Raw genomic sequence first — 24723 nt, forward strand, 5'->3', positions numbered from 1 at the left:
TTTGACAGCGTAAAACCAGCAAAGCCACGGTCGTCGACTGCTGGACGCCCGCTCATTCGGTCATCCCACCGCACAAAAGCCTCTTGCATAAAACCACGCCATCACAATAATGAGAGCAATTACCATTTACACATCGGTAGCACGCTCATGTCGGCCCTTGATCATTCAGCGCTTCATCAGTTGTACAGCGACCACAACAATTGGCTTAAAGGCTGGCTGCGGGTACGGCTGGGGAACGCGGCGGATGCGTCTGACCTGGCGCAGGACACCTTCCTGCGTGTGATGACGGCTCGCAACAGCGCGCCGATCCGTGAGCCGCGTGGCTACCTGAGTGCGATTGCACGTTCGTTGTTGATCGATAAATCCCGCCGTCGCGCCATCGAGCAGGCTTATCTGCAGGCGCTGGCGCTGCGGCCGGAGCCGGTGGAAGTGTCGCCGGAAGTGCGTTTGTCGATCATTGAAATGCTGGTGTCCATCGACAGCCTGCTGGATGACTTGGGGGTGCGCACGCGAGAGATTTTCCTGGCGGTGCAGCTTGAGGGCTTGAACTACGTCGCCGCCGGTGAACGCTTTGGGGTGTCGGTGACCACGGTGAAGAACCATCTGATCCGCGCCATGACGCAATGCCTGTTGCTGGTCGAGAGCTGATGCCGCCCTCCCTGGATTTAAAGACGCTTGAAGCCGCCGCCACCTGGTACGTGCAGTTGAATGACGGCGAGGCTGACGAGGCACGCACACACGCTTGGCAGGCCTGGTTGCAGGCCTGCCCACAGCACGCGGCGGCGTGGGGGCGAGTCGAGGCGCTGCAACAGCAATGGGCAAGGATGCCTCAGCAAGCCGCCCTCTCCGGCCTCGGCGCCGCCCAGAAACAACGCCGTGAGGTGTTGAAGATCCTGAGCATGCTGATGGCCGTCGGCGCGTGTTCGTGGCTGGCGGTGGAGCAGGTCCCGTACCGCGCCCTGCTGGCCGAGCAACGTACCGGACCCCGTGAACGTCGCTCGCTGCGCCTGGATGATGGCACGCAATTGGAGCTGAACGCCGACACGTCGCTGGACATTCTTTTCGACGCCAACCAACGGCTGATCCGGCTCTATCAGGGTGAAATCCGGGTGCAAACCGCCAAGGATCCAGCCCTGCGACCGTTCACCGTCACCACAGGCGACGGCAGCATCAAAGCGCTCGGCACGCAGTTCAGTGTTCGTCAATTCGACGATCACACCCAGGTTGGCGTGCTGGAGTCCGCGGTTGAAATACGCCCGCGCCGACAACCCGGCCACGTGCTGCGTTTGGAGAGCGGCCAGCAGGTCGCGTTCGACCGTGATGCCATCCAGGCCCCCTCGGCCTTGCCAGCAGGCTCCACCGCTTGGGTGCATGGCATGTTGAGTGTGGACGACTGGCGCCTGGGGGATTTCATTACGGAGCTCAGCCGTTATCGCCCTGGCGTGCTGCGCTGCGACCCGGCGGTGCAAGGCTTGAGCATCTCGGGTGCGTTCCGTATCGACGACACCGACACCGTGCTGCAAAACCTGGGCAAATCCCTGCCGGTGAAGGTGCGGTATGTCACCCGCTACTGGGCCACTGTCGAACCCGCGTGAAAATTGTTGTCGGGCAACCTTGCTGATTTTGATTCTCATCCGTCAATGACACAAACCGCTATTGCAGCGACTTTCTGCCAGCCCAACGGAAGGATCACCGAATGCCCCCGCTTCCTCTCTTCGCCAACACGTCCATGACGCGCGCCGTGCGTCTGGCGCTGTTTGGCTTGACCCTCGCCAGCCTACCCGGCCTGGCGTTGATACCAACCCCTGCGTTGGCACAAACCCAGGCGGCATACGCCATTCCAGCGGGGCCGCTGGTTAAGGCACTGACGCAATTTGGCGTGCAGGCGGGTGTGACGATTTCGTTCGACACCGAACAGGCTCGACACCTCACCAGCAGCGGTCTGAACGGTTCGTACACCGTTGAAGACGGTCTGGCACGTTTGCTGGCCAACAGCGGCATGCATGCCGAACGCCAGAGCAACGGCGGCTACATACTGGTCGCAAACGCCGAGCAGAGTGCATTGCAGTTGGGCGCCACGCAGGTGACCACCAACCAACTCGGCACGGTGACCGAAGGCACGGGTTCGTATACTCCCGGCACCATCGCCACGGCCACACGCCTGGTGCTGACGCCGCGCGAAACGCCGCAGTCGATTTCCGTCGTCACGCGCCAAGCCATGGACGACTTCGGCCTCAACTCCATCGACGATGTGATGCGCCACACCCCAGGCATCACCGTATCGACCTACGACAGCGAGCGCACCAACTATTACTCGCGCGGTTTCTCCATCAACACTTTCCAGTACGACGGCATCCCGACCCTGCGTGACGCCCAGTATTCCGCCGGCCAGACCCTCACCGATATGGCGCTGTACGACCGCATCGAAGTGCTCAAGGGCGCCACCGGCCTGCTCACCGGCGCGGGTGGAGTGGGCGGCACGCTCAACCTGATCCGTAAAAAACCGACTGCCGACTTCCAGGGCAGCATCGAGTTGGGCGCCGGCTCCTGGGACAACTACCGCTCGCAGATCGACGTCAGCGGCCCGTTGACCGAAACCGGCAACATCCGAGGCCGTGCGGTCGCGGCCTACAACGACAAGCACTCGTTCCTCGATCACTACTCACGCAAGACCAGCGTGTTCTACGGGATTCTTGAGGCCGACCTGGACGAAGACACCCTGCTGACCGTCGGCGCCGACTATCAGGACAGCGATCCAAAAGGTTCCAGCTGGACCGGCAGCCGCATGATTTTCGACGCCGAGGGAAAAGAGCTGGACTTGCCACGCTCGTTCAACAACGGCCCGAAATGGGGCTCATGGGCGCAGTACACACGCACCGCCTTCGCCACCTTGGAGCACAGTTTCAGCAATGGCTGGGTCGCCAAAGGCCAGTACAACCACCAGATCAACGCCTATCACGCGCCGCTGGGCGCCCTGTCCCAGGACTCGGGCAACCAGAGTTCGCTGTTTGCACGTAAATACGTGGGCGAAACCACCAGCGACAGCCTCGACGCCTACGCCACCGGGCCCTTTGAACTGTTTGGCCGCGAACACGAACTGGTGCTCGGTCAGTCGGTGGCCATCAGCACATGGAAGAACAAGGCCTACAACGCCCTGTTTGCCAGCGGCACCAACTCGGCTGATTTCTACACGTGGGATGGCGACATTCCGGAGCCGGCCTGGGTTAAATATCGCGACTTCGACCAGACCACTCGCCAGACCGGCAGCTACCTCACCAGCCGCTTCAGCGTGACCGACGAAATGCACCTGCTGCTCGGCGCTCGCTTGGCCAACTATCAAGTCACCGGCAACAGCAAATCCAAGGAAAGCGGCAAAGTCGTGCCTTATGCCGGCCTGACTTACGACCTGAACGACAACTTCACCGCCTACACCAGCTACACCGAAATCTTCCAGCCGCAGACTGACTACCGCGACCGCAACGACAAAATGCTCGAGCCGGACGAAGGCAAAAACTACGAAGTGGGCATCAAGGGTGAGTTCTTCAACGGCGCCCTGAACACCAGCCTCGCCTACTTTGAAGTGCACGAGACCAACCGCCCGGAACTCGATACTTCACCTGGCGCCGCACTGATCAACGACTCGCCCTACTACGGCACCAAGTCCAAGACCAAAGGCTACGAAGCGGAAATCTCCGGCGAACTGGCCACCGGTTGGCAGTTGCAAGCGGGCTACACCCACAAGATTGCGCGCGACGACAACGGCAAAAAAATCGCCACGTGGGAGCCGGAAGATCAGATCAACCTCTACACCACTTACAAGCTGACGGGTTCGCTGGACAAACTCACCCTTGGCGGTGGCGCGCGCTGGCAGAGCGAAGGCTGGAAGTCGATCAACAATGCCGGCCTACGCCGTTCCGAAGTGCTCACCCAAGACGCGTACTGGTTGGTGGACCTGATGGCGCGCTACCAGATCACCGAGAACCTGTCGGCGACCCTGAACGTCAACAACGTGTTCGACAAGAACTACTACACCAACATCGGCTTCTACGATTCGGCCTACCCTGGCGACCCACGCAACATGATGGTCACCACGCGCTGGAATTTCTAACGCGGGCTAAATGTGGCGAGGGAGCTGGCTCCTTCGCCACACTTTTATCCGCACTAGTGACCGGCGCTTTGCCCACCATCGACATGCAGGATCTCGCCGGTCACAAACCCGGCGTTTTCCAGGTAGACGATGGCTTGGGCAATATCACTCACTTCGCCCATGTGCCCAACCGGGTGTAACTGCCCCAACGCCTCGTGGGTGTGCTCGCCGTGCATCGGCGTCTTGATAATCCCCGGGCTCACCGCATTTACCCGAATCCCACGCTTGGCGTATTCAATCGCCAGAGATTTGGTCGCCGAATTCAACCCACCCTTGGTCAGGCTGGCGAGCACCGACGGCACCCCGTCAATGGCATGGTCGACGAGGCTGGTGGTGACGTTGACGATATGGCCGGCACGCTGCTTCTCCATCTCGGCGACGGCCAGTTGGGTGATGTAGAAAAATCCATTGAGGTTCACCGCCAGCACATTGGCGTAATCCTCCTGGGTATAGGCGGTGAAGGGTTTGGCGATGAAGATGCCGGCATTGTTGATCAGGCTGTCGATGCGCCCGAACGTGACCAGGGCTTCGCGAATGACCCGCTGGGCGGTGGCAGGGTCGGCGATGTCACCGGCGACCGTGAGGATGTTGGGATCGGTGGATGGCTGGATCGAACGCGAGGTGGCGACCACGCGGTAATCAAGGGCGCGATAGGCCTGGACCACGGCGGCGCCGATGCCTTGGGAGGCGCCGGTAATGATGACGACTTTGCTCATGATGATGCTCCGTTAGGTGTTCAGGCTTGGGACTTGCGGTATTCGGTGGTGGTGATGCCGGCGTAGCCCCAGTTATCGGTATCGACTTCTTCAATGACGATGTGAGTCAGGTCAGGGCGTTTGTGCAGGACGCGTTCGAGGGTCTCGGTGAACTCGGCGATGACCTGTGCTTTTTGCTCCGGGGTAACGCCGTCACGGGTGATGCGCAGGCTGACAAAGGGCATGGCAGTGGCTCCAATGGCCGGCCATCGGGGTGATGGACGGGCGGTGAGGCCAATCTAGAAGTTCACTGCCAGGGGATAAAGGTGGGGCCAGGTACTTCATTAATGACGCGGCGTAACAAGTGCATGGCCTGCTGACTGGCTCGTGCCCATCCCGCGTCCAACGTTTTTTCTGTATAACGCCGTCACTACTTTTGCGTTGCGAATGGATGCCAATGAACGCGTTGAAACTGATTGCCCTATTGATCGTCTTCCCTTTATTGCTCGCCGCCACCGGCGCCTGGGAACTAAAGCGAATCGACATGGACGCCATGGGCGTTGCCCACGGCTTGAACCGTGTGCAGCTGTTCCTGGCACCCGGCGTGGTTTTCTTCGGGCTGCTGTCGACCTTGATCGGCGCAGGGGCGCTGGCGTGGATCCACCGCGCAGGCAAACGGGCGCAGCAGTCGCAAGTGATGCTGATCAGCACATTCCTGGAGGGGCGACAGCTGCTTCCAGGTTGGCTGGTGGGGCATATCGTGACGGTCTCGGTGGCAGTCGTGCTGGTTTTGGCCTACGAGTGCCTGGCGCTGTGGAAGCAAGAGGGCTTATCGAGCTTCGAGGCCAAGCTGGCACTGCTGGCCCTGCTGGGCGAAGCCTTTTGTCTGTACGGCGTGTGGCTGTTGCTCAAACGATGCCTTGGCTTGCTGAGAATGTTCGAACCGTCGCCACGGCAGATGTTCGGCCAGTTGGTACGCCCGGACCAGGCGCCTCAATTGTGGCGTCAGGTAGAGGCATGGGCCGGTCAAATGGGCGCGCTACCGCCTGAGCATATCGTGGTGAGTTTGTCGCCGGGGTTCCATATCACCGCCTGCGACACCGGGTTGTACCCAGAAGGGTTGGCTTTGCAGGGACGCACCTTGCATCTGCCACTGTGCTACCTGGCGCTGTTGAGTCACGAGGAAGTCGGCGCCATTGTCGGGCATGAATTGGCACATTTTGTGGGGGACAAGGCCGAGTACAGCCAGCGCTTCCTGCCACTGTTCGACGGGGCACGGCGCAACCTGGAAAACCTGGCCGCCAACCTGCAGGAGTGCTCGCCCCTCGAAGCGCGCCTGCTGAAACCTGTGGCGCTGTTCGGCAATCACTTCCTGGCTCAAATGCACAACGCAGCCCTATCGCTTGGCCACAATCGCCAATATGAAGCGGACGCAGCGGCCGCGACCCTGGCAGGCAACACCACACTGGCCTCGGCACTGCTGCGCATGGCCGTGCTCGGCCCGCAGGTCAAGACGTTGCTGGAGACCTATCTCGACCTGAACAAGCACAACTGGCCAGCGGTTGAGGACATTGCCTGGCAAGCGATCACCGAGTTGCAGCACCGTGAGTTGAAGCTGTCCAACCACGACCTGATCAACCCCCTGCCCCATCCTACCCACCGCTTGCCGGCCACCGGTGAAAGGCTCAAGGCACTGGGTGTGCCGGTGCAGGACGTGCTGGCCAGCGCAACCCGCAGCACCAGCACACCCGTGGCGAACGCGGCGCTGGACGCCTGGTTCAGCGATGCGCTGACACTGTGTCGGCAGCTGTCGGTTGAGCGGGTCACTGCGGCAGTCAATCAAGACACGCAATACACCGAAGAGCTTGAGACGCTCGCCAACGCCGTCGAAGGCGAGTTCACCTTGCATGAAGGCGCGCGACTCAGAGGCATCGTGATGGTGGCGATCGCGTTGCCGTGCGCCGCGCTGTTGCTGTTCCTGCTGATGTTGAATGGTTTGGCGCCTGGGCGGTTCAGCGAGGATAAAGTCCTGGCGTTCTGGGTTGCTGCCGGGCTCGCATGCCTGGGTTTGGTGTGGGGTGCCCGGCTGATCAAACGTTCGCCGCTCGCCGCACTGCGCATCACGCCGGATCACCTGTTCTACAACAACTTGGCGCAACCGTTACCGATTCGGGACATTGCCAAAGTGGAGTTGGTGGACAGTGCTGGGCTCTACGTGTTTGTGCATCTGGAACCCGGTGCACCTTGGCCGGCAGCGCGTGCCACAGGTTTTGGCGTACCCGGCGTGTGGCGTCAGAAGTGGCGCCGCGTACTGACCTTGCGCGCCGAGTACCTGTGTATCGACGGGGAGCGTGTTCACAGCAGCGACGTGCTGAACCTGCTGGTCGACTACATCAACGCTTCACGAGCCCGCGAGCAATTGCAGCAACAGGCACCACGCGTCCCCAAGGCAGCCACGCAGCGCGATTTTTCGGTATAACCAGGGTCATCGCGTTGTGAACGGACTCCCATGAACGCCCTGAAGCTGATCTTCCTGCTGGTGATTTTCCCGTTGCTGCTGGCCACCCTGGGTGGCTGGGAGCGCCAGCGCGCTGATGAGTCGACCACCGCCGCGATCGACTACCACATCAATGTGGACATCGCTAAACAGCAATTACAGGCGCTGGCGGCGAAGGATCCGGCGGCAATGGTCGATCTGGTCAATGAAAAGATCAGCGTGCAACTGGCCCTCTCACGGCTGGAAAAAATCGAGACCGAACTGCCCATCGCCCACCGCGTGAACCGTGCAATGCGCGCCATCGCACCGTGGGTGATCGGCCTGGGATTGCTCGCAGCATTAATAGGCTCGGCTGCATTGCTCGCCACGCGTTGGGCGGGACACCGCGCGCAGCAATCGCGGGAAAAACTGCTGCAGGTGTTCTCCCTCGGCAGTCGGTTATTGCCCTATGGGTTGGTGAGCCATGTCGTGGCGATGGCGGCAACCGTTGCGTTGGCCTTGAGCTTCGAAGGCCTGGCGCTGTGGCATATCGGTCGGTTAGGCAGCGGTGAAATCAAGCTGATGGCGGTGCTGGGGGTGGTCGCTGTGTTCTGCCTGTATTCGATCTGGCTGCTGCTCAAGCAATTGCGCTACATGCTGGGCATGTTCAAGGCCGAGCCCCTGGAGATGTTCGGGTTGGCCGTGACGCCCGAGGACGCGCCAGGGTTATGGAAGCAGGTGAACGAACTGGCCGAGCGATTGGGCGCACTGCCACCGGACCACATCGTGGTGAGCCTCACCCAAGGTTTTTACGTGACCTCCAGCGACGCTAGCGTCCTGCCCTCTAACACACCACTGCGCGGGCGCACCCTGCATCTGCCATTTCTGCACCTGGGCTTGCTGAGCCAGGACGAAGTCTGCGCCGTGATCGGCCATGAGCTGGCGCATTTTGCCGGAGAAGACACGGAGTACAGCCAGCGCTTTTTGCCGATCTACGATGGCGTGCAGCGTAGCCTCGGTGCGTTGGCACAAACGATGTTGGCCAGCGACGCAATCCAAGGCCGCCTGATGCGCCCTTCATTCAGGTTTGGCGTGTATTTCATGGAGCACTTCGACCATGCGGTGAACCATTGGAGCCGCGAGCGCGAGCTACTGGCAGACGCCGCTGGCGCGCGATTGGTTGGCAGTGCGGCTGCCGCTTCGGCGTTATTGCGCGTGTCGGTACTGCACGCGCCCCTGGACAACGCGTTGATCTCGACGTGGGAAAATGCCGCCAAAGCCGATCTGCCCAGCGCCGTCCTGACAGCGATGCAAGCCGTTGAGCTGCACTTGCCACCTGAGGCGCTGGAGATTCACCAGCCCCACCCCACCGACTCACATCCCTCCAATGGGGAACGCCTGCAAGCGCTGCAGGTGACCTTGGAAGACGCGGTGCATAGCGCCGTTCGCGCAGTGGATGCCGAGGCCGCAGATGCGCAAATCGATAGGTATTTCAGCGCCCCACGCACTGTGCGTGGAGCGTTGTCCCGCGACCTGGTCGACACGTTGGCGTCTGAAGAATCTGCACACACGCATCTGCTGCAAACCCTGGCCACCGCGACCGAAGGCGAGCGCAGCTTGCGCGAGGGCGGCCAGTGGCGCGGCGCGCTGATGGCAGTGCTGGGCCTGCCCTTTTTGCTGTTGGCTCTGTTTGCCATCAGCCGCCCCTGGCTCGCCCCGGAACGCCTGAAAGGCACGCCGCTGTCAGCGCTCGGCGCAGGTGCGTGCCTGGGCATCATTGGGGTGGGTTTTCTATGGCTGGGCATCCGGCGCTTCAAGCGCGCACCACAGACCTCATTACGCCTGACGGCTGAGCATTTTGTGTTCAACAACCTGACGCAACCGTTGCCCATCGAGCATATCGACGACATCACGTTGCAGTTCGCCCAAGGGATCTGGGTGACGGTTCAACTGACGCCCGAGGCACCGTTACCCGAAACACGTAAAACCGCGTTCGGCGTACCCGGTGTGCGGGTCAACAAGAAGAAACGCCAGCTGATGTTGCAGATGGCGCAACTGTGCATCGACGGTAAAAAAATCGAGCCCTACGAAGGGCTTTCGATGATGCTCGACTACAAAAACGCTGCAATGGCACGCAGGATTTTGCAGCACCGTGAGGACTGATCCACCGGCATAAAAAAACCCCGAACCAGTCGGGGTTTTTTATCGCCTTGAATCAGGCGCTACACACGATCACTTAGAAAACGTTGATCGGGTAGTCGGCGAACAGACGCAGTTCGTTACCACCTACGTTGTAGTCGCTGGCGTTGCTGGACACACGCAACCACGAGGCACGAGCACGCAGGCTCAGGTCTTTGGCTGGGCCGCTCTGAACGACGTATTTGAACTGGTTGAAGATTTCACGCTCGGTGCCATTGCCACGGCCAGAGCCGTCGTCAATGTTGGTACCGCGTACGTAAGCAACGTTGTAGCTCAGGCCAGGCACGCCGAAGGCGCTGAAGTCCAGGCCGTAGCCTGCCTGCCAGGAGCGCTCGTCCTTACCGTTGAAGTCAGACCAGTAGGAGTTGGCCAGCAGGATGGTGTTGCCGCCGTCGCCGATACCGGTGTCCTTGGTATTGTCGCGGTAGCCACCGTACAGGTAGCCAGTGTCGCCGGTGCTACGCTGGTGAGCCACGGTGAAGCTGTGCGGGCCGACAGCCCACGTGGCGCCCAGGCTCCAGATCTTGTTGTCGCGCGCGTCGCCATCGCCACGCTGCTCGGCAAAGCTGCGATCCAGCTTGGTTTTGTAGCCGTTGAAGTCAAAGGTCAGCGACTGCTTCTCTGGCAGAGCCAGCACGTAGTTGACGTTGACGTATTGCTTTTTCAGCACGTCCTGCATGTTGGAGGCGTACAGCGCAGCCGACAGGCTTTCGGTGAATTTGTAGCTACCACCGAGGTAGTCGATGCTCTTCAGGTTGCCGCTGTCGGTGCCTTCGGCACTCTTGCGAGCTTCCTTGGTGAAGTGACCAGCGTCCAGTTGCAGGCCTTCGATCTCTTTGGAAACGATCGAAGTACCGGTGTAGGTTTCCGACAGCAGACGCGAGTTGTCGTACTGCAGAACCGGCACGGCCGGGAACTGGTCACCGTATTTCAGCACAGTGTTGGAAACACGGAATTTGACGGCTGCGCCGCCCTTGGCCAGATCGTCGGCCGCTTCGCCGTTGCGAGTGGAGCCATCCGCGCGCGTGGTGCTTGGGCCGGTCTTGAAGAAGTCGATACCACCCGCGCCAGCGCGGCCTCGGCCACCGTCCAGACGGATAGCGTATTGGCCAATCACGTCCACACCCACACCAACGGTGCCTTGGGTGAAGCCGGACTCGAACTTGCCGATGAAGCCTTGGCCCCATTCGGCTTTATCTTGCTTGTGGTTCTTGTAGTCGCGGCTGATGTAAGCGTTGCGTGCTGCGATGTTCAGGTGGCTGTCTTCGACGAAACCCTTGGATTGCTCCTGGTCGTTTGCCATTGCGGCCGATGCGCTCAAAATCCCCAGAGCGATCAGACTCATCCGTTGCTTCAACATTTTCTTGTATTCCTTATCACTGGTTGAGTACGCGCTGTGACACCAGGCTCCGTGTTGCTTTTCTGGTGTCGACTTTTTCCGGAAAAAAGAAGGCCCGCGGACGACTTAACATGCCGCGGGCCTTTTTTTATTGGATGAGTCATGGCGGTTAGCCACAGGCGTTGGGCGCAATCCTAGTCGCGCGTTGAACTATGTGTCAATTTCGTGAATCGTCTGTATTTAGGCGAAATAATTCTAAGCAACGACCTATAGCCTTTCTGAAAACGACCAAAACCCCTTCCTTACGACCTCAAAAACACATTTCGTAACATATTTCAAAGCCGATACATTTGGGAACTCATTACGTACGCAAATGCAAAGCATTACCATTCGCGCGTAATTTCCTCCCTAATAATTCGGATGCATTCCCCCATGCCTGCCCCTCGCCTGACGCCCATGACCCTTGGGCTTTCCGTTCTGCTGTCTGCCGGTTTTGTCTGTGCGGCCACCACCTTGCCCGAGACCTCGATCAGCGCCGAAGCAGACGAAGACGACCCTCGCGTCAAGGAAACCAGCACCGCAACCCGCACCGCCACACCGGTTCGCTACGTGCCCCAGGCGATCGACTCAGTGAAGACCGAAAGCCTGCGCTCCTACGGCACCAATGACCTGGGCCAGGCCTTGAGCGGCATTCCCAACGTCAGCAGCGGCGCCGACACGCGCTTCGACAGCTTGCGCATCCGTGGTTTTGACGCGAGCAATGACTTCTACCTGGACGGCATTCGCGACGACAGCCAGTACGTGCGCGACTTGCACAACATCGAGCGCATCGAAGTGCTCAAGGGGCCGGCAGCCGTGCTCTACGGGCGAGGCGGTCAGGGAGGGATCGTCAACCGTGTGAGCAAGCTGCCGATGGCGGGGCATAAATCCAGTATCGAGGCCCAAGGCGGCAGCAACGATTTGCGCAGTTTGTACGCAGACCTGAGCACCGATCCCACCGATAACATCAGCCTGCGCTTGAACATGGGCAACCAGGACAACAACAGCTTTCGCGATGGTGTCAGCGGCAATCGCCAACTGTTCGCGCCGTCGATGAGCTGGCAGCTCACGCCGGACCTCAACTGGCTGGTGCAGTACGAATACAGTCGTTACAACCGCACGCCCGACCGTGGTATTCCGGGCGTCAACGGTCGCCCGGCAGATGTAAGCCGCAGCACCACCTACGGTGACAGCCGCGACTACATCGACGACAAGTCCCAGTCCCTGCGCTCCAAGCTGACCTATGAGCTGAACGACAACTGGCAACTGCGCCAGACACTGGGTGTGTTCAAGCTCGACAGTGATTTCGACAACACCTACCAGACCGCTTATGTCCCAGCGACCAACCGCGTCACACGCCAACGCTGGCAGCAAGACTTGACCACCCTCAACCTCTTCAACAACGTCGAGCTGGAAGGCGGTTTCAGTACCTACGGCCTGGAACATCGCCTGCTCACCGGTCTTGAACTGGGCAATCAGCGTCGAGATCCCAAACTCTATACCGGCACAAACGTGCCGAGCCTGGATCTCAACAAGCCCAATCGAAACCTCAGTCACACCGGGCGGATGAACGTATGGAGCAACGCCCACACCGAAGTCGAAACCCGTGCGGTTTACGTGCAGGACCAACTGCGCCTCAACGACCAGTGGCAAGTGCTGGCCGGCCTGCGTTACGACCACTTTGAAGTGGACACCAAGAACAAACTGACCAACGCCCAGCAGGCTGTCGCAAGCCACAGCACGAGCCCGCGTTTCGGCCTGGTGTGGACGCCGCTCGAGCATCACTCGTTCTATGCCTCGTGGAGCAAGACGTTTTCGCCGGCGGGGGGCGGCGTGATCGGTATCACCCCGAACGCCTCCGGCAGCGTCAACGACCTGAGCCCGGAACTGACCAAGCAGAAGGAGATCGGGGTCAAGAGCGACTGGCTCGACGACCGCCTGAGCACCACCCTGGCGGTGTACGAACTGGAACTTTACAACCGCCGCACCGCCGACCCGCTGGACCGTACCATCACCCTGCTCAGCGGCTTGCAACGCTCACGTGGCGTAGAGCTGACCGCCACCGGCAAGATCATTGGCAACTGGTACGTACGCGGCGGTATCGGCCTGCAAGACGCCACGGTGGTGAAAGACAACAACGGCTTTGAAGGCAAGCGCGTCAGCGACGTGGCGAAGCGCAATGGCAGCCTGTTCATTACCTGGAAGCCGGAAATGGGCTGGTACGCCGAAACCGGCTTGACCCTGGTGGGCGACCGTTACGCCGACAGCCTCAACACCGTGGTGCTGCCGGGTTATGGCCGCTGGGATGCGTTGGTCGGTTTGCGCCAGAAGGAATGGGACGTGCGAGCGGCGCTGAACAACATCGCCGACAAGACCTACTACGCGTCGGCGACCAGCGTGGCGCAGATTCAGCCGGGCGAGCCGCGTAGCCTGGTGGTAACGGGTACCTACAGCTTCTAAGCAAATGCGATCAGTGTGGGAGCTGGCTTGCCTGCTCCCACAGTTGATTGTTGATGTTCTTCAGTTATTCAGCAGGTCGCACAACACACGCACCTCATCCTCACTGAACAACCCCACCGGGTAGCGTTCACTCATCATGCTGCGCAGATCGGGCTGCCTGACCTGCCGCGAGCCGTTTTCCTTCAACCAGAGCCCCAGCGCATGGATCGCGTCGCCGTTGACCCGCAAGGGGTGGAACGTGCGCGTGTATCTCAGGTTGATGTCGGCATTCATTTCAGCGCTCTCTCCTACTGCGTGAGCGGCTAACTTACTCAAGGTTTATGACAGAACTGTGCGGTCATCGCCTTGGGTCACTGTTGCAACACCGATACAAGAGCTATGCCAATGTGCCGTGTTTATAGGCATACGGACACAAAAAAGCCCGCGACCTTGCAGGGCCGCGGGCTTGGCATGAGCGTTGAAACCGGTCAGTCCCCGGTCACCGCCGTTGTGATGTTACAACTGCACTCAATTTTTGTGCGGAGCTGGCTGTTGCTGGGTCAGGCAATGGATATTGCCACCGCCCAGTAACAACTCACGGCCCGGCACCATCACCACTTCGTGCTGCGGGAACAGATTCTGCAGAATCGCCTTGGCCTGGCTGTCCAGCGGATCGTCGAAACTCGGCGCGATAATGCCGCCGTTGACGATCAGGAAGTTCACGTAGGAACCAGCCAGCCGCACCGTAGGGTTACGTTCCTGGGTACCGTCCACCGGATCGACACCGGCGCATTCTTCCTCGGTGGCATACAACGGCCCCGGAATTGGCATTTTGTGCACTGTGAACGGGCGCCCCTGGGCGTCGGTGCTGCTTTGCAGCACGTCCATGGCAGCGTGGCAACGTGCGTAGTTCGGGTCTTGCGCATCGTCAGTCCAGGCCAGCAGCACTTCGCCCGGACGCACGTAGCAGCAGAAGTTATCCACATGGCCGTCGGTTTCATCGTTGAACAAGCCATCCGGCAACCAGATGATCTTATCTACAGCCAGGTTGGCGCTCAGTACCGCCTCAATCTCGGCACGGTCCAGGTGCGGGTTGCGATTGCGGTTCAGCAGACACTCTTCGGTGGTAATCAGGGTGCCTTCGCCATCGACGTGGATCGAACCGCCTTCCAGCACAAAACCTTCGGTGCGATAGCGCGGCGCGCGCTCGATTTCAAGGATCTTGCCGCCCACCTGGGAATCACGGTTCCAAGGCGCGTACAGGCCGCCGTCAAAGCCGCCCCAAGCGTTGAAGTCCCAGTTTACGCCGCGTACTTCGCCGCTGTTGTTGATCACAAACGTCGGGCCGGTGTCCCGTACCCAGGCGTCATCGCTGGACATTTCCACCACGCGAATATTCGGCACATCCAGGCGCGCACGGGCGTTTTCGTACTGACCGGCGGAAACCGCAACGGTCACTGGCTCAAACCGCGCAATGGCCTTCGCCACCGCGACGTGCGCCGCCTGCGCCGGCTTACCGCCCAGGCGCCAGTTGTCCGGGCGCTCGGGCCAGATCATCCAGGTTTGAGTCTGTGGCGCCCATTCGGCAGGCATATGAAAGCCATCGGCGCGGGGTGTGCTGTGCAGGGTGGTCATGGCGATCAGGGCTCCGAATGGGGTAGAGGTCGACTTTATAACGGATAAAAATCGGCTTTAAAAGCCACTAAAGATGATAGGCTGTAAATATTACAGAAGATAGCCGATAACAATCGACTAACTACAGCTGCTCATCCAGCACCTTCGACAGCATGTCGACAAAGAAGTCCACGCTGCGCCTGGAGGTGACCATTGGCGGCTTGATCTTGAGAATGTTCAGGTAGTCACCGGTGGGCTGCATGAAAATCCCCAGTTCCCGCAGGCGATCACACAGCACTGCGGTTTCTTCGGTGGCCGGTTCCAGGGTGTTTCGATCCCGTACCAGCTCCAAGCCCAAGTAGAAACCCGAGCCATGCACCGCACCCACCAGCGGATGACGGTCGATCAGTTCTTCCAATCGCGCCTTGAAATGCCCCCCAACCACCTGGGCGTTTTCCCACAGCTTTTCTTCCTCCATCACATCCAGCACCGCCATGCCGATCCGGCAACTCACCGGACTGCCCCCTGAGGATGAGAAAAAATACCCTTCGGCCTCCAGCGCCTCGGCGATTTCGCGACGGGTGATCACAGCGCCCAGCGGCTGACCGTTACCCATGCCTTTGGCCATGGTGATGATGTCCGGCACCACACCTTGCTCCTCAAAACCCCAGAAGAAGTGGCCCATACGGCCGTAACCCACCTGCACTTCGTCGGCGATGCACACGCCGCCCTGAGCGCGAACCAACCCATACACCTGCTTCAAGTAGCCTGGTGGCAAAGAGATTCCCCCGGCATTGCCGTAGACCGGCTCACAGATGAAGCCGGCGAGTTGGCGTTTGCTTGCGGCGATTTTCGCCAAATTGTGTTCCACGCTTCGTACGTAATCCGGCGTGCTGTCTTGCCCTCGGAACTCACCGCGATAGGTATTCGGTGCGGTCACCGGGTGCACCCAATCCGGACGGCTGCTCAGTGCCTGGGGGTTATCGGCGATCGAGGTAGACACCGCATCTGCCGCCACCGACCAGCCGTGATACGCCTCCAGCACACTGAGCATGTCGCGCCCGCCGCTGTAGGCCCACGCCAAGCGGATCGCCAGGTCATTGGCCTCGGTGCCGCTGTTGACCAGGAACACCCGGTCCATGCCATCCGGCGCCAATGCCAGCAAACGCTCGGAAAATTCGGCAATCGCCGCGTAGTGGAAACGCGAGTTGGTGTTGAGCAGCGACCACTGCCGCGCCGCCACGGCCGCCATGCGCGGGTGGCCGTGGCCGAGCACGGCCACGTTGTTGAGCATGTCCAGGTAGGAGCGGCCCTGCATGTCTATCAGGTGATTGCGCCAGCCGCGCTCAATGCGCGGTGGGTCGGCGTAATAGTGCTTTTGCGAACGGGCGAAACTGGCGGCGCGACGGGCCAGCAGGGCCTCAGGGTCCAACTCCGGTTCTGCGTCACAGGCCAACCCGAGCAAGGCGGCTGGCGACGGGCACAGTACCTGCCACGCCTGCGCCCGGGACGGCGTACAAAACAACGGCGCCGGCAGGTCTGTGCGGCAAAGCTGTACGGTCAGCGGGCCGGCCACTTCACCGATCACTTGGCCCTTGAGTACGGCGGCACCAGGCTGCAACAGCGCCGTAACGCCCCACAGCCGTACATTTGCCTCACGGTTGTGCACCCGCAACTCACCTTCGCTCCCCAGGTGCACAGTGCCCGCAAACGGCGCCTCGACGGCGGTACCTTGCGGCACATGCAACTCGACATGCAGCGGGAAAGTCGCTGGCTCACGGGCACTGTCAGGCTGGGTGCGCGACAGGCGGTATTGCCCATAACGACTCGCCGCCAGGCCATGCACCGCTGCTGCCTCCTGCAACAAACGTTGATCAATACCGGCCTGCTCCCAGTTTCCCGCCTCAAAATGTGGGCTGAGTACCCCCAAGTCGATCAACGCAAACTCGCGCCCCACCAATCCAGGCAGCAAAGGCACAAAGCCCTCACTGGCCAGGGGTGCCGGCGTGTGCCCTATGCTGCGCAGAATCGCCGCTTCCATCAGTTCAAAGGGCACCGACGTCGCCACATGGAAAATTTCCCACTCATGCTCGGCGTTTTTCAGCAGGTAGCTGTTGTGCGGGTCGAGGCGCTGCTGCTGTTCACTGCTGAGCACCAGCACGGCGGCACGGGCGACGATCAACGGCCACAACGCCTGCAATTCTTCGTGCTGCAACGGCGTAATCGCGTGGCACGCCTGGATCGCCGGCAAGATCGCAAAGGGGTCGCCTTCAGCATGGTGCAGCAAAGCTGCGCAGGTGACCGACAGATCGGCAATGCGCCAGGTGTGCACCAGGTCGCCAAAGTCGATCACGCCCTGAAGCTGCCAATGGCGCTGGGCATCGCGCTGCCACACCACATTGTCATCGGTGATGTCCATGTGCACCGCTTGCCAAGGCAGGTGTTCGACCAAGGGCCGGATGCGTGTTTCGACCTGAGCGGCTACGTGTTCCAGCGCGGTACGGTGGGGCAGATTTTCCAAGGTGGCCAGCAGGTGCGAGATCAATTCAATGGCATGACGCGGGTCCCATTGCAGCGTGCGGTCCAGGCCCGGGTGTCTAAAGGACGCCAGCGCCTGGCTCATGCGGCCACACAGGTCGCCAAAACCTGCGATCACGTCGCGGCCCAGGTGCGGCAGATGAGTCAGGGGCTGGCCGTCGATGTAGTCCAGCACCCGCAGGTGCAACGTTTGGCCATCGACCGTCACCGTCAGCAACTCTTCGCCGTCGAGCGCCTTGATCACCTTGGGCACACGCACAGCCTGCAGGGTATTGAGCGCAGCGTGTTGGGCCTGCAACTCCACGGCGGCATAGTCGCCCCGGCAGATTTTCAGAACAAACCGCCCGCGTGCACTGTCGACTTTGTAGTTGAGGTCTTGCTGGCTTCCCAAAGACTGCAAGGTGCCCGTGAGGCCGTAATACTGCTCAAGCAATCGCGCCGCCTGGTCGGGGCCTACTTGCGGGCAGGGTAGACTGGCGCGGTGGATCAGCGTGGCGAGCAGCATGGGGCAACCTCGGTGTTTTTATCAGGCGCTTAGTTCGCCATTGTTCAGGGGAGTTGTGCAACCCCCCCGACACATCGCTGCGTAACACAAGCTATGCTCCATTCGCTTAATGTCCATCAAAAGGAAAAGGGCCTCCGACATGCGCATTCTCATTACCGGTGGCGCCGGTTTTATCGGTTCTGCTCTGGTACGTCACCTGATCCAGCACACCGAGCATGAAGTGCTCAACCTCGACAAACTCACCTACGCCGGCAACCTGGAATCGTTGACCAGCATCGCGTCCAATAGCCGCTATGAGTTCGTCCAAGCTGACATCATCGACCAGCCCACCGTCAGCAAGGTGCTGGCGCGTTTCGAGCCCCAGGCGATCATGCACTTGGCGGCCGAATCCCATGTTGACCGCTCCATCGATGGCCCGTCGGACTTTATCCAAACCAATATCGTCGGCACCTACAGCTTGCTTGAAGCGGCACGCGGCTACTGGCACACGCTCGCTGAGCCGGATAAAAGCGCGTTCCGCTTCCACCATGTTTCCACCGATGAGGTCTACGGTGATCTGCATGGCGTGGACGACCTCTTCACCGAAACCACGCCCTATGCCCCCAGCTCACCCTACTCAGCCAGCAAGGCCGCGTCCGACCACCTCGTGCGCGCCTGGCACCGCACCTATGGCTTGCCGGTGCTGCTGACCAACTGTTCAAACAACTACGGGCCGTTCCACTTTCCCGAAAAGCTGATCCCGCTGGTAATTCTCAACGCCCTCGCGGGCAAGCCGTTGCCAGTCTATGGTGATGGTTTGCAGGTGCGCGACTGGCTGTTCGTCGAGGATCACGCCCGGGCCCTGCTTAAAGTGGTAACGCAGGGTTTGGTGGGCGAGACCTACAACATTGGCGGCCACAACGAGCAGAAAAACATCGACGTAGTGCGCAGCATTTGCAGCTTGCTGGAGGAATTGGCCCCACAACGCCCGGCCGGTGTGGAGAATTACGCTGACCTGATCACGTTCGTCAAAGACCGGCCCGGCCACGATCTGCGCTACGCAATCGACGCCAGCAAGATCGAACGGGACCTGGGCTGGGTGCCCTTGGAAACCTTTGAAACCGGGTTACGCAAAACCGTGCAGTGGTACCTCGATAACCTGGAATGGTGCCGCAGAGTCCAGGACGGCAGTTATCAGGGCCAACGATTGGGCAACACCGACATGAGGGATCTGATCGCATGATGAAAGGAATCGTATTGGCCGGCGGCTCCGGCACTCGTCTGCACCCCATCACCCTGGGCGTGTCCAAGCAACTGCTGCCGGTATATGACAAGCCGATGATCTATTACCCGATCTCGGTGCTGATGCTGGCGGGCATCAAGGAGATCCTTGTGATCTCAACCCCGGCGGACCTGCCGCAATACCGCAACCTGCTGGGGGATGGCAGCCAGTTTGGTATCACATTCAGTTATGCCGAGCAGCCAACACCGGATGGGCTGGCGCAAGCGTTCCTGATTGGTGAGGCGTTCATTGGCAACGACCCGGTTTGCTTGATCCTCGGCGATAACATCTTTCACGGCCAAAGCTTCAGCGCCCAGTTGCATGCTGCGGTAAAACGGGGCAAAGGTGCCACGGTGTTTGGCTACTGGGTCAAGGATCCAGAACGTTTCGGTGTGATCGACTTCGACAGTGAAGGCCGCGCCCTGTCCATAGAAGAAAAACCAGCGGTGCCCAAGTCCAGCTACGCCGTCACCGGTTTGTACTTCTACGACAATGATGTGATCAAAATCGCTAAAGCGGTGAAGCCTTCCGCACGTGGTGAGCTGGAGATCACTGACGTGAACAACGCCTATCTGCGCCGTGGTGACCTGCAGGTGGAGCGCTTCGGTCGAGGCTTCGCCTGGCTGGACACGGGCACCCATGACAGCTTGCTGGATGCATCGCAGTACGTGCAAACCATCGAGCGGCGCCAAGGCCTGAAAGTGGCGTGCCTTGAAGAAATTGCCTATGGCAATGGTTGGATCGACCGCGATCATTTGCTTGAACGCGCCAAGTACTTCGGCAAGACCGGCTACGGCCAATACCTTTACTCGCTGGCAGGAGAGGGTCAGTGAACGTCATTGAAACTTCATTGCCCGGCGTTCTGATCCTAGAACCCAAGGTATTCGGCGACGAGCGCGGCTTTTTCTATGAAAGCTTCAACGCCCGTGCCTTTGAAGAAGCCACCGGGCTCCAGCGCCAATTTGTGCAGGACAATCATTCACGCTCGCAAAAAGGTGTACTGCGTGGCCTGCATTACCAACTCGAACATACCCAGGGCAAACTGGTGCGTGTCACCGCAGGTGAAGTGCTGGATGTGGCGGTGGACATTCGCCGCAGCTCGCCAAACTTCGGCCAGTGGGTAGGCGTACGTCTATCGTCGAAAAACCATCGTCAATTGTGGGTACCGGAAGGTTTCGCCCATGGTTTTGTAGTGCTGAGCGACTTCGCTGAATTCCTGTACAAGACCACTGACTACTATCAACCGAGCGCCGAGCGCAGTATTCAGTGGAATGACCCGACGCTGGCCATCGATTGGGAATTGACCGAGACGCCCCAATTGTCCACAAAGGACCAGGCTGGCAAACCGCTGCTGGAAGCCGACCTTTTCCCATGAAAACCCTCATCATCGGCCAACACGGCCAAGTCTCCCTCGCTCTGCAACAGCAACTTCAAGGTCTAGGCGAGTTGATCATCCTGGGCCGGGACCAACTCGACCTGGCTAACCCTGATCAGATTCGCACGCAAATCCGCGCCCACAAGCCCGACTTGATCATCAACGCCGCCGCCCACACCGCCGTCGACCTGGCTGAAAGCGAGCCAGGTGCGGCCTTCGCCATCAACGCCATCGCCCCCGCCATCCTCGCCGAAGAGGCCAAGGCCCTGGGCATTCCGCTGTTCCACTACTCCACCGACTACGTGTTCGACGGCAGCAAACCTGCGGCCTACACCGAAACCGATACGCCCAACCCACTGGGCGTCTACGGCCAGAGCAAGCTGGACGGCGAGCGGGCGATTGTGGCCGTGGACGGCGAGTACCTGATCCTGCGCACCAGTTGGGTCTACTCCAACCACGGCAAGAATTTCCTGCTGACCATGCAGCGTCTGCTGCAGGAAAAGCCCCACATGCGCATCGTCGCCGACCAGATCGGCGCGCCGACCTGGGCTGGCACCATCGCCGCCAGTACCCGCGCCCTGATCGAACGCTGGCAGGCCGGTGAAGCGGGGCCGTGGGGTATCTACCACCTGACTGCCAGAGGTGAAACCTCATGGTTTGGCTTTGCCGAGGCAATTGGCGAACACCTGCGCGCCCAGGGCAAGGCATGTGCTGAGCTGGAGGCCATCCCTTCCAGCGCCTACCCAACGCCCGCCAAGCGCCCACTGAATTCGCGGCTCGATTGCAGCTGCCTGCAACAGCAATGGCACGTCAGCCAACCGCAGTGGCAAGACGCATTGCGCGAGTGTCTTGCAGAGCAGCACTAGGCATAATGCGCCTGTACCCACAGGCGCATGACTCCCATGACTCCACCCCTTCCGCGAAGACCCCGTTGGCGCAGCCTCGCCTTGCTGGCGCTGTGCCTGGCGCCGCTGCTGTGGCCGTTGGAGCACTTGGCCGAGCGCTATTACCGCAGCGAACTGGCAGGGCAGAACCGCCAGACCCTCGACCTGTACGTCGCCAACCTGCTGGGCACCCTGCATCGCTATGAGGTGTTGCCACAAATACTCGGTGACCTGCCGGCCCTGCGCACTGCGCTGGATGCACCCGACGTCAGCACCAACCTGGTCAATGCCAACCTGCTGCTTAAAGACGTGGCGGCCCAGGCCGGGGTGGAAGTGATGTACCTGATGGACACCACCGGCAAGACCCTCGCCGCCTCCAATTGGGATAAACAGGACAGTTTCGTCGGGCGCAATTTCTCGTTCAGGCCGTACTTCAGTGAGGCCATGGCTGGGCGTCTGGGGCGGTTCTTTGGCCTGGGTACCACCTCGGCCAAGCGCGGTTACTTCTTCGCCGCCGCGGTACGCGATGGCAACACCATCATCGGCGTGCTGGTGGTGAAGGTCGACCTGGACCACACCGAAAGCCTGTGGGGCAACACGCCCGAACAACTGCTGGTCACTGACCATAACGGCGTGGTGATCCTCACCTCGCGCCCGCAATGGCGATTCCGAGCCACCCGGCCACTGACCGCCGAAGAGCGCCAAGCCATTATCGCGATCCAGCCCTACCCGACCCGCGACCCGCAGCCGCTGACCCTGAGCAGCACCGCCTGGCTGCGCCAGTCCACGGCCATCGCCGAGACTGGCTGGAATGTTGAAATCCTCGCGCCGCGCTCGCTCATCACCCGTCCCGTACGTACGGTGGTTGCGGTCGGCGGTGCGACATTGCTGGTGCTGATGTTGCTGCTGGGCCTGATGATGCAGCGCCGTCGACACTACCTGGAACGCATCGCCTTCGAAGCCAAGGCCCGCCGTGAACTGGAAGCGCGGGTGATCGAGCGTACCAGCGATCTGGAAGGCCTCAACCGACGCCTGAAACAGGAAGTGTTGGAGCGCGAACACGCCCAGCAGGAGTTGGTGCGCGCCCAGGATGACCTGGTGCAAGCCGGAAAACTCTCGGCGCTCGGCACCATGTCGGCAAGTATCAGCCACGAGCTCAATCAACCGCTGGCGGCGATTCGCAGCTACGCGGAAAACGCCGAGATCCTGCTGGACCACGAACGTACCAGCGATGCCCGAGGCAATCTCAAGCTGATCAGCGAACTGACCGGGCGCATGGCCTCGATCATCGCCCACCTGCGCGCCTTCGCCCGCCGCGACCGCCATGCGCCAGAAAGCGTAGCCCTGCAACCAGCGCTGGACGATGCCCTGGCATTGCTGGCCAAGCGGCGGCGCTCGATGGAAGTGGAACTGATCCGCGATTTACCCGAGGCAACCTTGTGGGTGCAGGCCGGCGAAACTCGCTTGCGCCAAGTGCTGGGCAACTTGCTGGCCAACGCCCTCGACGCCCTCACCGAAAAAGGCCCGCCGCGCAAGCTCTGGCTGAGTGCCGAAACCACCGAACAGGGCGTCAACCTGTACATTCGCGACAACGGCCCGGGTTTTTGCATGGAGGCGCTGGGGCGCGCCAGTGAGCCGTTCTATACCACCAAGACCCGCACCCAGGGCCTGGGGTTGGGCCTGGCGATCTGTGACACGTTGATGCGCGCCTTTGGCGGCGAACTGCTATTTGCCAACCACAAGGAAGGCGGTGCGCTGTTAACCTTGAAATTGCGTGCCGGCTCGCCGGGCGTCAGTCTGCAACCGTCCGAGGACCGCAGCGTATGAGTATCGATAACGGGATTCAGGTGGTGTTGATCGACGACGATCCACACCTGCGTCAGGCCCTGTGCCAGACCCTGGACCTGGCCGGGCTGAAGGTCCTGACTTTGGGCGAAGCCACCGGCCTGACTGCGCGCCTGTCACGGGACTGGCCGGGTGTGGTGGTCAGCGACATCCGCATGCCCGGAATGGACGGCCTGGAACTGCTCGCTGAACTGCACGGCCAGGACCCGGAGCTACCGGTGCTGCTGATCACCGGCCACGGCGACGTGCCGCTCGCCGTGCAAGCGATGCGCGCCGGCGCCTATGACTTCCTCGAAAAGCCCTTCGCCAGCGACGCCCTGCTCGACAGCGTGCGCCGCGCCCTGGCCCTGCGTCGCCTGGTGCTGGACAACCGCAGCCTGCGCCTGGCCCTCAGCGATCGCCAACAACTGAGCACGCGCCTGGTGGGGCACTCGCCACAAATGCTGCGTCTGCGCGAGCAGATCGGCGCATTGGCTGCGACCAAGGCAGATGTGCTGATCCTCGGCGAAACCGGCGCCGGCAAAGAAGTGGTCGCGCGCGCACTGCACGACCTGTCGAGTCGGCGTAGCGGCCCCTTTGTGGCGATCAACGCCGGCGCGCTGGCCGAATCGGTGGTGGAAAGTGAACTGTTCGGCCACGAGCCCGGCGCGTTTACCGGTGCGCAAAAACGCCGTATCGGCAAGTTCGAGTTCGCCAACGGCGGCACGCTATTCCTGGACGAAATCGAAAGCATGAGCCTGGATGTGCAGGTCAAGCTGCTGCGCTTGCTGCAGGAGCGGGTGGTGGAGCGTTTGGGGGGCAACCAGTTGATTCCGCTGGATATCCGCATCATTGCCGCCACCAAGGAAGACCTGCGCCAATCCGCCGACCAGGGCCGTTTCCGCGCCGACTTGTATTACCGGCTCAACGTTGCGCCGCTGCGTATTCCGCCGCTGCGCGAGCGTGGCGAAGATGCGTTGATGCTGTTCCAGCATTTCGCTGACGAAGCCAGCAGCCGCCACGGCCTGCCATTGCACGAACTGCAACCGGGCCAACGCGCGTTGTTGCTGCGTCATAGCTGGCCCGGCAATGTACGGGAATTGCAGAACGCCGCCGAACGCTTTGCCCTCGGCCTGGAACTGGCGCTGGATGCCACGCCGGACAACCCTTCCGCCAGCGTGCTGACCTCTACACCCGGCGGCCTGAGCGAGCAGGTCGAGCAGTTCGAAAAAAGCCTGATCGCCGCCGAACTGACCCGCCCCCACGGCTCCATGCGCAGCCTCGCCGAAGCCCTCGGCGTACCGCGCAAGACCCTGCACGACAAATTGCGCAAGCACGGCCTGAACTTTGCCAACCAAAGTGCCGACGACGAATGAGCCCCTCTAAAG

The 24723-nt window shown here is 60.8% G+C and carries 18 protein-coding genes; 12 read left to right on the plus strand and 6 right to left on the minus strand.

Annotation, left to right across the window (positions count from 1 at the left end; translation table 11 throughout):
* Positions 1-147: 147 nt before the first annotated feature.
* The 3 genes from CFE47_RS10665 to CFE47_RS10675 all read left to right on the plus strand — a co-directional run bounded on the left by CFE47_RS10665 (position 148) and on the right by CFE47_RS10675 (position 4108).
* A complete protein-coding gene (locus CFE47_RS10665) occupies positions 148-648 on the plus strand; it encodes a sigma-70 family RNA polymerase sigma factor (RefSeq protein WP_286836864.1) in 501 nt (166 codons plus the stop codon).
* Positions 648-1595: a FecR domain-containing protein gene (locus tag CFE47_RS10670; RefSeq protein ID WP_286836866.1), complete on the plus strand. Its 948-nt coding sequence runs from the start codon at positions 648-650 to the stop codon at positions 1593-1595. Before CFE47_RS10665 ends, CFE47_RS10670 begins: the two co-directional genes overlap by 1 nt.
* A 101-nt stretch (positions 1596-1696) precedes the next feature.
* Complete coding sequence (locus CFE47_RS10675; RefSeq protein ID WP_286836867.1) at positions 1697-4108, plus strand: TonB-dependent siderophore receptor; 2412 nt, start codon at positions 1697-1699, stop codon at positions 4106-4108.
* A gap of 53 nt (positions 4109-4161) precedes the next feature.
* Here the strand turns inward: CFE47_RS10675 and CFE47_RS10680 are convergent, their stop codons facing one another.
* Together CFE47_RS10680 and CFE47_RS10685 are read right to left on the minus strand one after the other, a co-directional pair.
* Positions 4162-4863 carry an SDR family NAD(P)-dependent oxidoreductase gene (locus CFE47_RS10680; protein WP_286836868.1) on the minus strand — a complete coding sequence of 234 codons (702 nt, stop codon included), beginning with the start codon at positions 4861-4863 and terminating at the stop codon, positions 4162-4164.
* A 20-nt stretch (positions 4864-4883) separates the two neighbouring features.
* The gene (locus CFE47_RS10685) at positions 4884-5087 is read right to left on the minus strand and encodes a tautomerase family protein (RefSeq protein ID WP_016979078.1); all 204 of its coding nucleotides are present in this window, start codon (positions 5085-5087) and stop codon (positions 4884-4886) included.
* A 212-nt stretch (positions 5088-5299) separates the two neighbouring features.
* On the opposite strand from CFE47_RS10685, the gene CFE47_RS10690 reads away from it, so the two are divergent.
* Both CFE47_RS10690 and CFE47_RS10695 read left to right on the plus strand, forming a co-directional pair.
* Positions 5300-7321 (plus strand): M48 family metallopeptidase, encoded by a 2022-nt coding sequence (locus tag CFE47_RS10690; protein ID WP_286836870.1) that lies wholly within the window; start codon positions 5300-5302, stop codon positions 7319-7321.
* A gap of 30 nt (positions 7322-7351) precedes the next feature.
* Positions 7352-9481: a M48 family metallopeptidase gene (locus CFE47_RS10695; protein ID WP_286836872.1), complete on the plus strand. Its 2130-nt coding sequence runs from the start codon at positions 7352-7354 to the stop codon at positions 9479-9481.
* 73 nt (positions 9482-9554) lie between these two features.
* Here CFE47_RS10695 and CFE47_RS10700 read toward each other — a convergent pair whose 3' ends face one another.
* Positions 9555-10877, minus strand: coding sequence for an OprD family porin (locus CFE47_RS10700; RefSeq protein WP_185704653.1), 1323 nt, complete (start codon positions 10875-10877; stop codon positions 9555-9557).
* 411 nt (positions 10878-11288) lie between these two features.
* Between CFE47_RS10700 and CFE47_RS10705 the strand changes: the two genes are divergently transcribed.
* Complete coding sequence (locus CFE47_RS10705; protein WP_286836874.1) at positions 11289-13355, plus strand: TonB-dependent receptor; 2067 nt, start codon at positions 11289-11291, stop codon at positions 13353-13355.
* A gap of 60 nt (positions 13356-13415) precedes the next feature.
* Here the strand turns inward: CFE47_RS10705 and CFE47_RS10710 are convergent, their stop codons facing one another.
* The 3 genes from CFE47_RS10710 to CFE47_RS10720 all read right to left on the minus strand — a co-directional run bounded on the left by CFE47_RS10710 (position 13416) and on the right by CFE47_RS10720 (position 17991).
* Positions 13416-13628, minus strand: a complete 213-nt coding sequence (locus tag CFE47_RS10710) for a hypothetical protein (protein ID WP_286836876.1) — start codon at positions 13626-13628, stop codon at positions 13416-13418.
* Positions 13629-13862: 234 nt separating this feature from the next.
* Positions 13863-14969 (minus strand): agmatine deiminase, encoded by a 1107-nt coding sequence (aguA, locus tag CFE47_RS10715; RefSeq protein ID WP_185704646.1) that lies wholly within the window; start codon positions 14967-14969, stop codon positions 13863-13865.
* A 121-nt stretch (positions 14970-15090) separates the two neighbouring features.
* On the minus strand, positions 15091-17991 hold the full coding sequence (locus CFE47_RS10720; protein WP_286836879.1) for an aminotransferase: 2901 nt from the start codon (positions 17989-17991) through the stop codon (positions 15091-15093).
* Between the two features lie 139 nt (positions 17992-18130).
* Here CFE47_RS10720 and rfbB point away from each other — a divergent pair, with 139 nt between their 5' ends.
* The 6 genes from rfbB to CFE47_RS10750 are packed head-to-tail and all read left to right on the plus strand — an operon-like array spanning position 18131 to position 24711.
* Positions 18131-19213 carry a dTDP-glucose 4,6-dehydratase gene (gene rfbB / locus CFE47_RS10725; RefSeq protein ID WP_286836881.1) on the plus strand — a complete coding sequence of 361 codons (1083 nt, stop codon included), beginning with the start codon at positions 18131-18133 and terminating at the stop codon, positions 19211-19213.
* Positions 19210-20085, plus strand: coding sequence for a glucose-1-phosphate thymidylyltransferase RfbA (gene rfbA, locus CFE47_RS10730; protein ID WP_286836883.1), 876 nt, complete (start codon positions 19210-19212; stop codon positions 20083-20085). The genes rfbB and rfbA overlap by 4 nt, the downstream gene beginning before the upstream one ends.
* Positions 20082-20627, plus strand: coding sequence for a dTDP-4-dehydrorhamnose 3,5-epimerase (rfbC, locus tag CFE47_RS10735; RefSeq protein ID WP_286836885.1), 546 nt, complete (start codon positions 20082-20084; stop codon positions 20625-20627). The genes rfbA and rfbC overlap by 4 nt, the downstream gene beginning before the upstream one ends.
* On the plus strand, positions 20624-21493 hold the full coding sequence (rfbD, locus tag CFE47_RS10740; protein ID WP_286836887.1) for a dTDP-4-dehydrorhamnose reductase: 870 nt from the start codon (positions 20624-20626) through the stop codon (positions 21491-21493). The genes rfbC and rfbD overlap by 4 nt, the downstream gene beginning before the upstream one ends.
* A gap of 36 nt (positions 21494-21529) precedes the next feature.
* Positions 21530-23338, plus strand: a complete 1809-nt coding sequence (locus tag CFE47_RS10745; RefSeq protein ID WP_185704634.1) for a sensor histidine kinase — start codon at positions 21530-21532, stop codon at positions 23336-23338.
* Positions 23335-24711: a sigma-54-dependent transcriptional regulator gene (locus CFE47_RS10750; RefSeq protein ID WP_185704633.1), complete on the plus strand. Its 1377-nt coding sequence runs from the start codon at positions 23335-23337 to the stop codon at positions 24709-24711. Before CFE47_RS10745 ends, CFE47_RS10750 begins: the two co-directional genes overlap by 4 nt.
* Positions 24712-24723: the final 12 nt, after the last annotated feature.

It is taken from the genome of Pseudomonas sp. PGPPP1 (assembly GCF_002255865.1).
Taxonomy (GTDB): domain Bacteria; phylum Pseudomonadota; class Gammaproteobacteria; order Pseudomonadales; family Pseudomonadaceae; genus Aquipseudomonas; species Aquipseudomonas cremoris.

What these genes read in the sequence shown, in the direction of transcription:
- CFE47_RS10685 (WP_016979078.1), bottom strand. Translation starts at nt 5,087, where the DNA reads ATGCCCTTTGTCAGCCTGCGCATCACCCGTGACGGCGTTACCCCGGAG.
- CFE47_RS10710 (WP_286836876.1), bottom strand. Translation starts at nt 13,628, where the DNA reads ATGAATGCCGACATCAACCTGAGATACACGCGCACGTTCCACCCCTTG.
- CFE47_RS10695 (WP_286836872.1), top strand. Translation starts at nt 7,352, where the DNA reads ATGAACGCCCTGAAGCTGATCTTCCTGCTGGTGATTTTCCCGTTGCTG.
- CFE47_RS10690 (WP_286836870.1), top strand. Translation starts at nt 5,300, where the DNA reads ATGAACGCGTTGAAACTGATTGCCCTATTGATCGTCTTCCCTTTATTG.
- CFE47_RS10675 (WP_286836867.1), top strand. Translation starts at nt 1,697, where the DNA reads ATGCCCCCGCTTCCTCTCTTCGCCAACACGTCCATGACGCGCGCCGTG.
- CFE47_RS10720 (WP_286836879.1), bottom strand. Translation starts at nt 17,991, where the DNA reads ATGCTGCTCGCCACGCTGATCCACCGCGCCAGTCTACCCTGCCCGCAA.
- rfbA (WP_286836883.1), top strand. Translation starts at nt 19,210, where the DNA reads ATGATGAAAGGAATCGTATTGGCCGGCGGCTCCGGCACTCGTCTGCAC.
- aguA (WP_185704646.1), bottom strand. Translation starts at nt 14,969, where the DNA reads ATGACCACCCTGCACAGCACACCCCGCGCCGATGGCTTTCATATGCCT.
- rfbB (WP_286836881.1), top strand. Translation starts at nt 18,131, where the DNA reads ATGCGCATTCTCATTACCGGTGGCGCCGGTTTTATCGGTTCTGCTCTG.
- CFE47_RS10700 (WP_185704653.1), bottom strand. Translation starts at nt 10,877, where the DNA reads ATGTTGAAGCAACGGATGAGTCTGATCGCTCTGGGGATTTTGAGCGCA.
- CFE47_RS10745 (WP_185704634.1), top strand. Translation starts at nt 21,530, where the DNA reads ATGACTCCACCCCTTCCGCGAAGACCCCGTTGGCGCAGCCTCGCCTTG.
- CFE47_RS10705 (WP_286836874.1), top strand. Translation starts at nt 11,289, where the DNA reads ATGCCTGCCCCTCGCCTGACGCCCATGACCCTTGGGCTTTCCGTTCTG.
- CFE47_RS10665 (WP_286836864.1), top strand. Translation starts at nt 148, where the DNA reads ATGTCGGCCCTTGATCATTCAGCGCTTCATCAGTTGTACAGCGACCAC.
- CFE47_RS10750 (WP_185704633.1), top strand. Translation starts at nt 23,335, where the DNA reads ATGAGTATCGATAACGGGATTCAGGTGGTGTTGATCGACGACGATCCA.
- rfbD (WP_286836887.1), top strand. Translation starts at nt 20,624, where the DNA reads ATGAAAACCCTCATCATCGGCCAACACGGCCAAGTCTCCCTCGCTCTG.
- CFE47_RS10670 (WP_286836866.1), top strand. Translation starts at nt 648, where the DNA reads ATGCCGCCCTCCCTGGATTTAAAGACGCTTGAAGCCGCCGCCACCTGG.
- CFE47_RS10680 (WP_286836868.1), bottom strand. Translation starts at nt 4,863, where the DNA reads ATGAGCAAAGTCGTCATCATTACCGGCGCCTCCCAAGGCATCGGCGCC.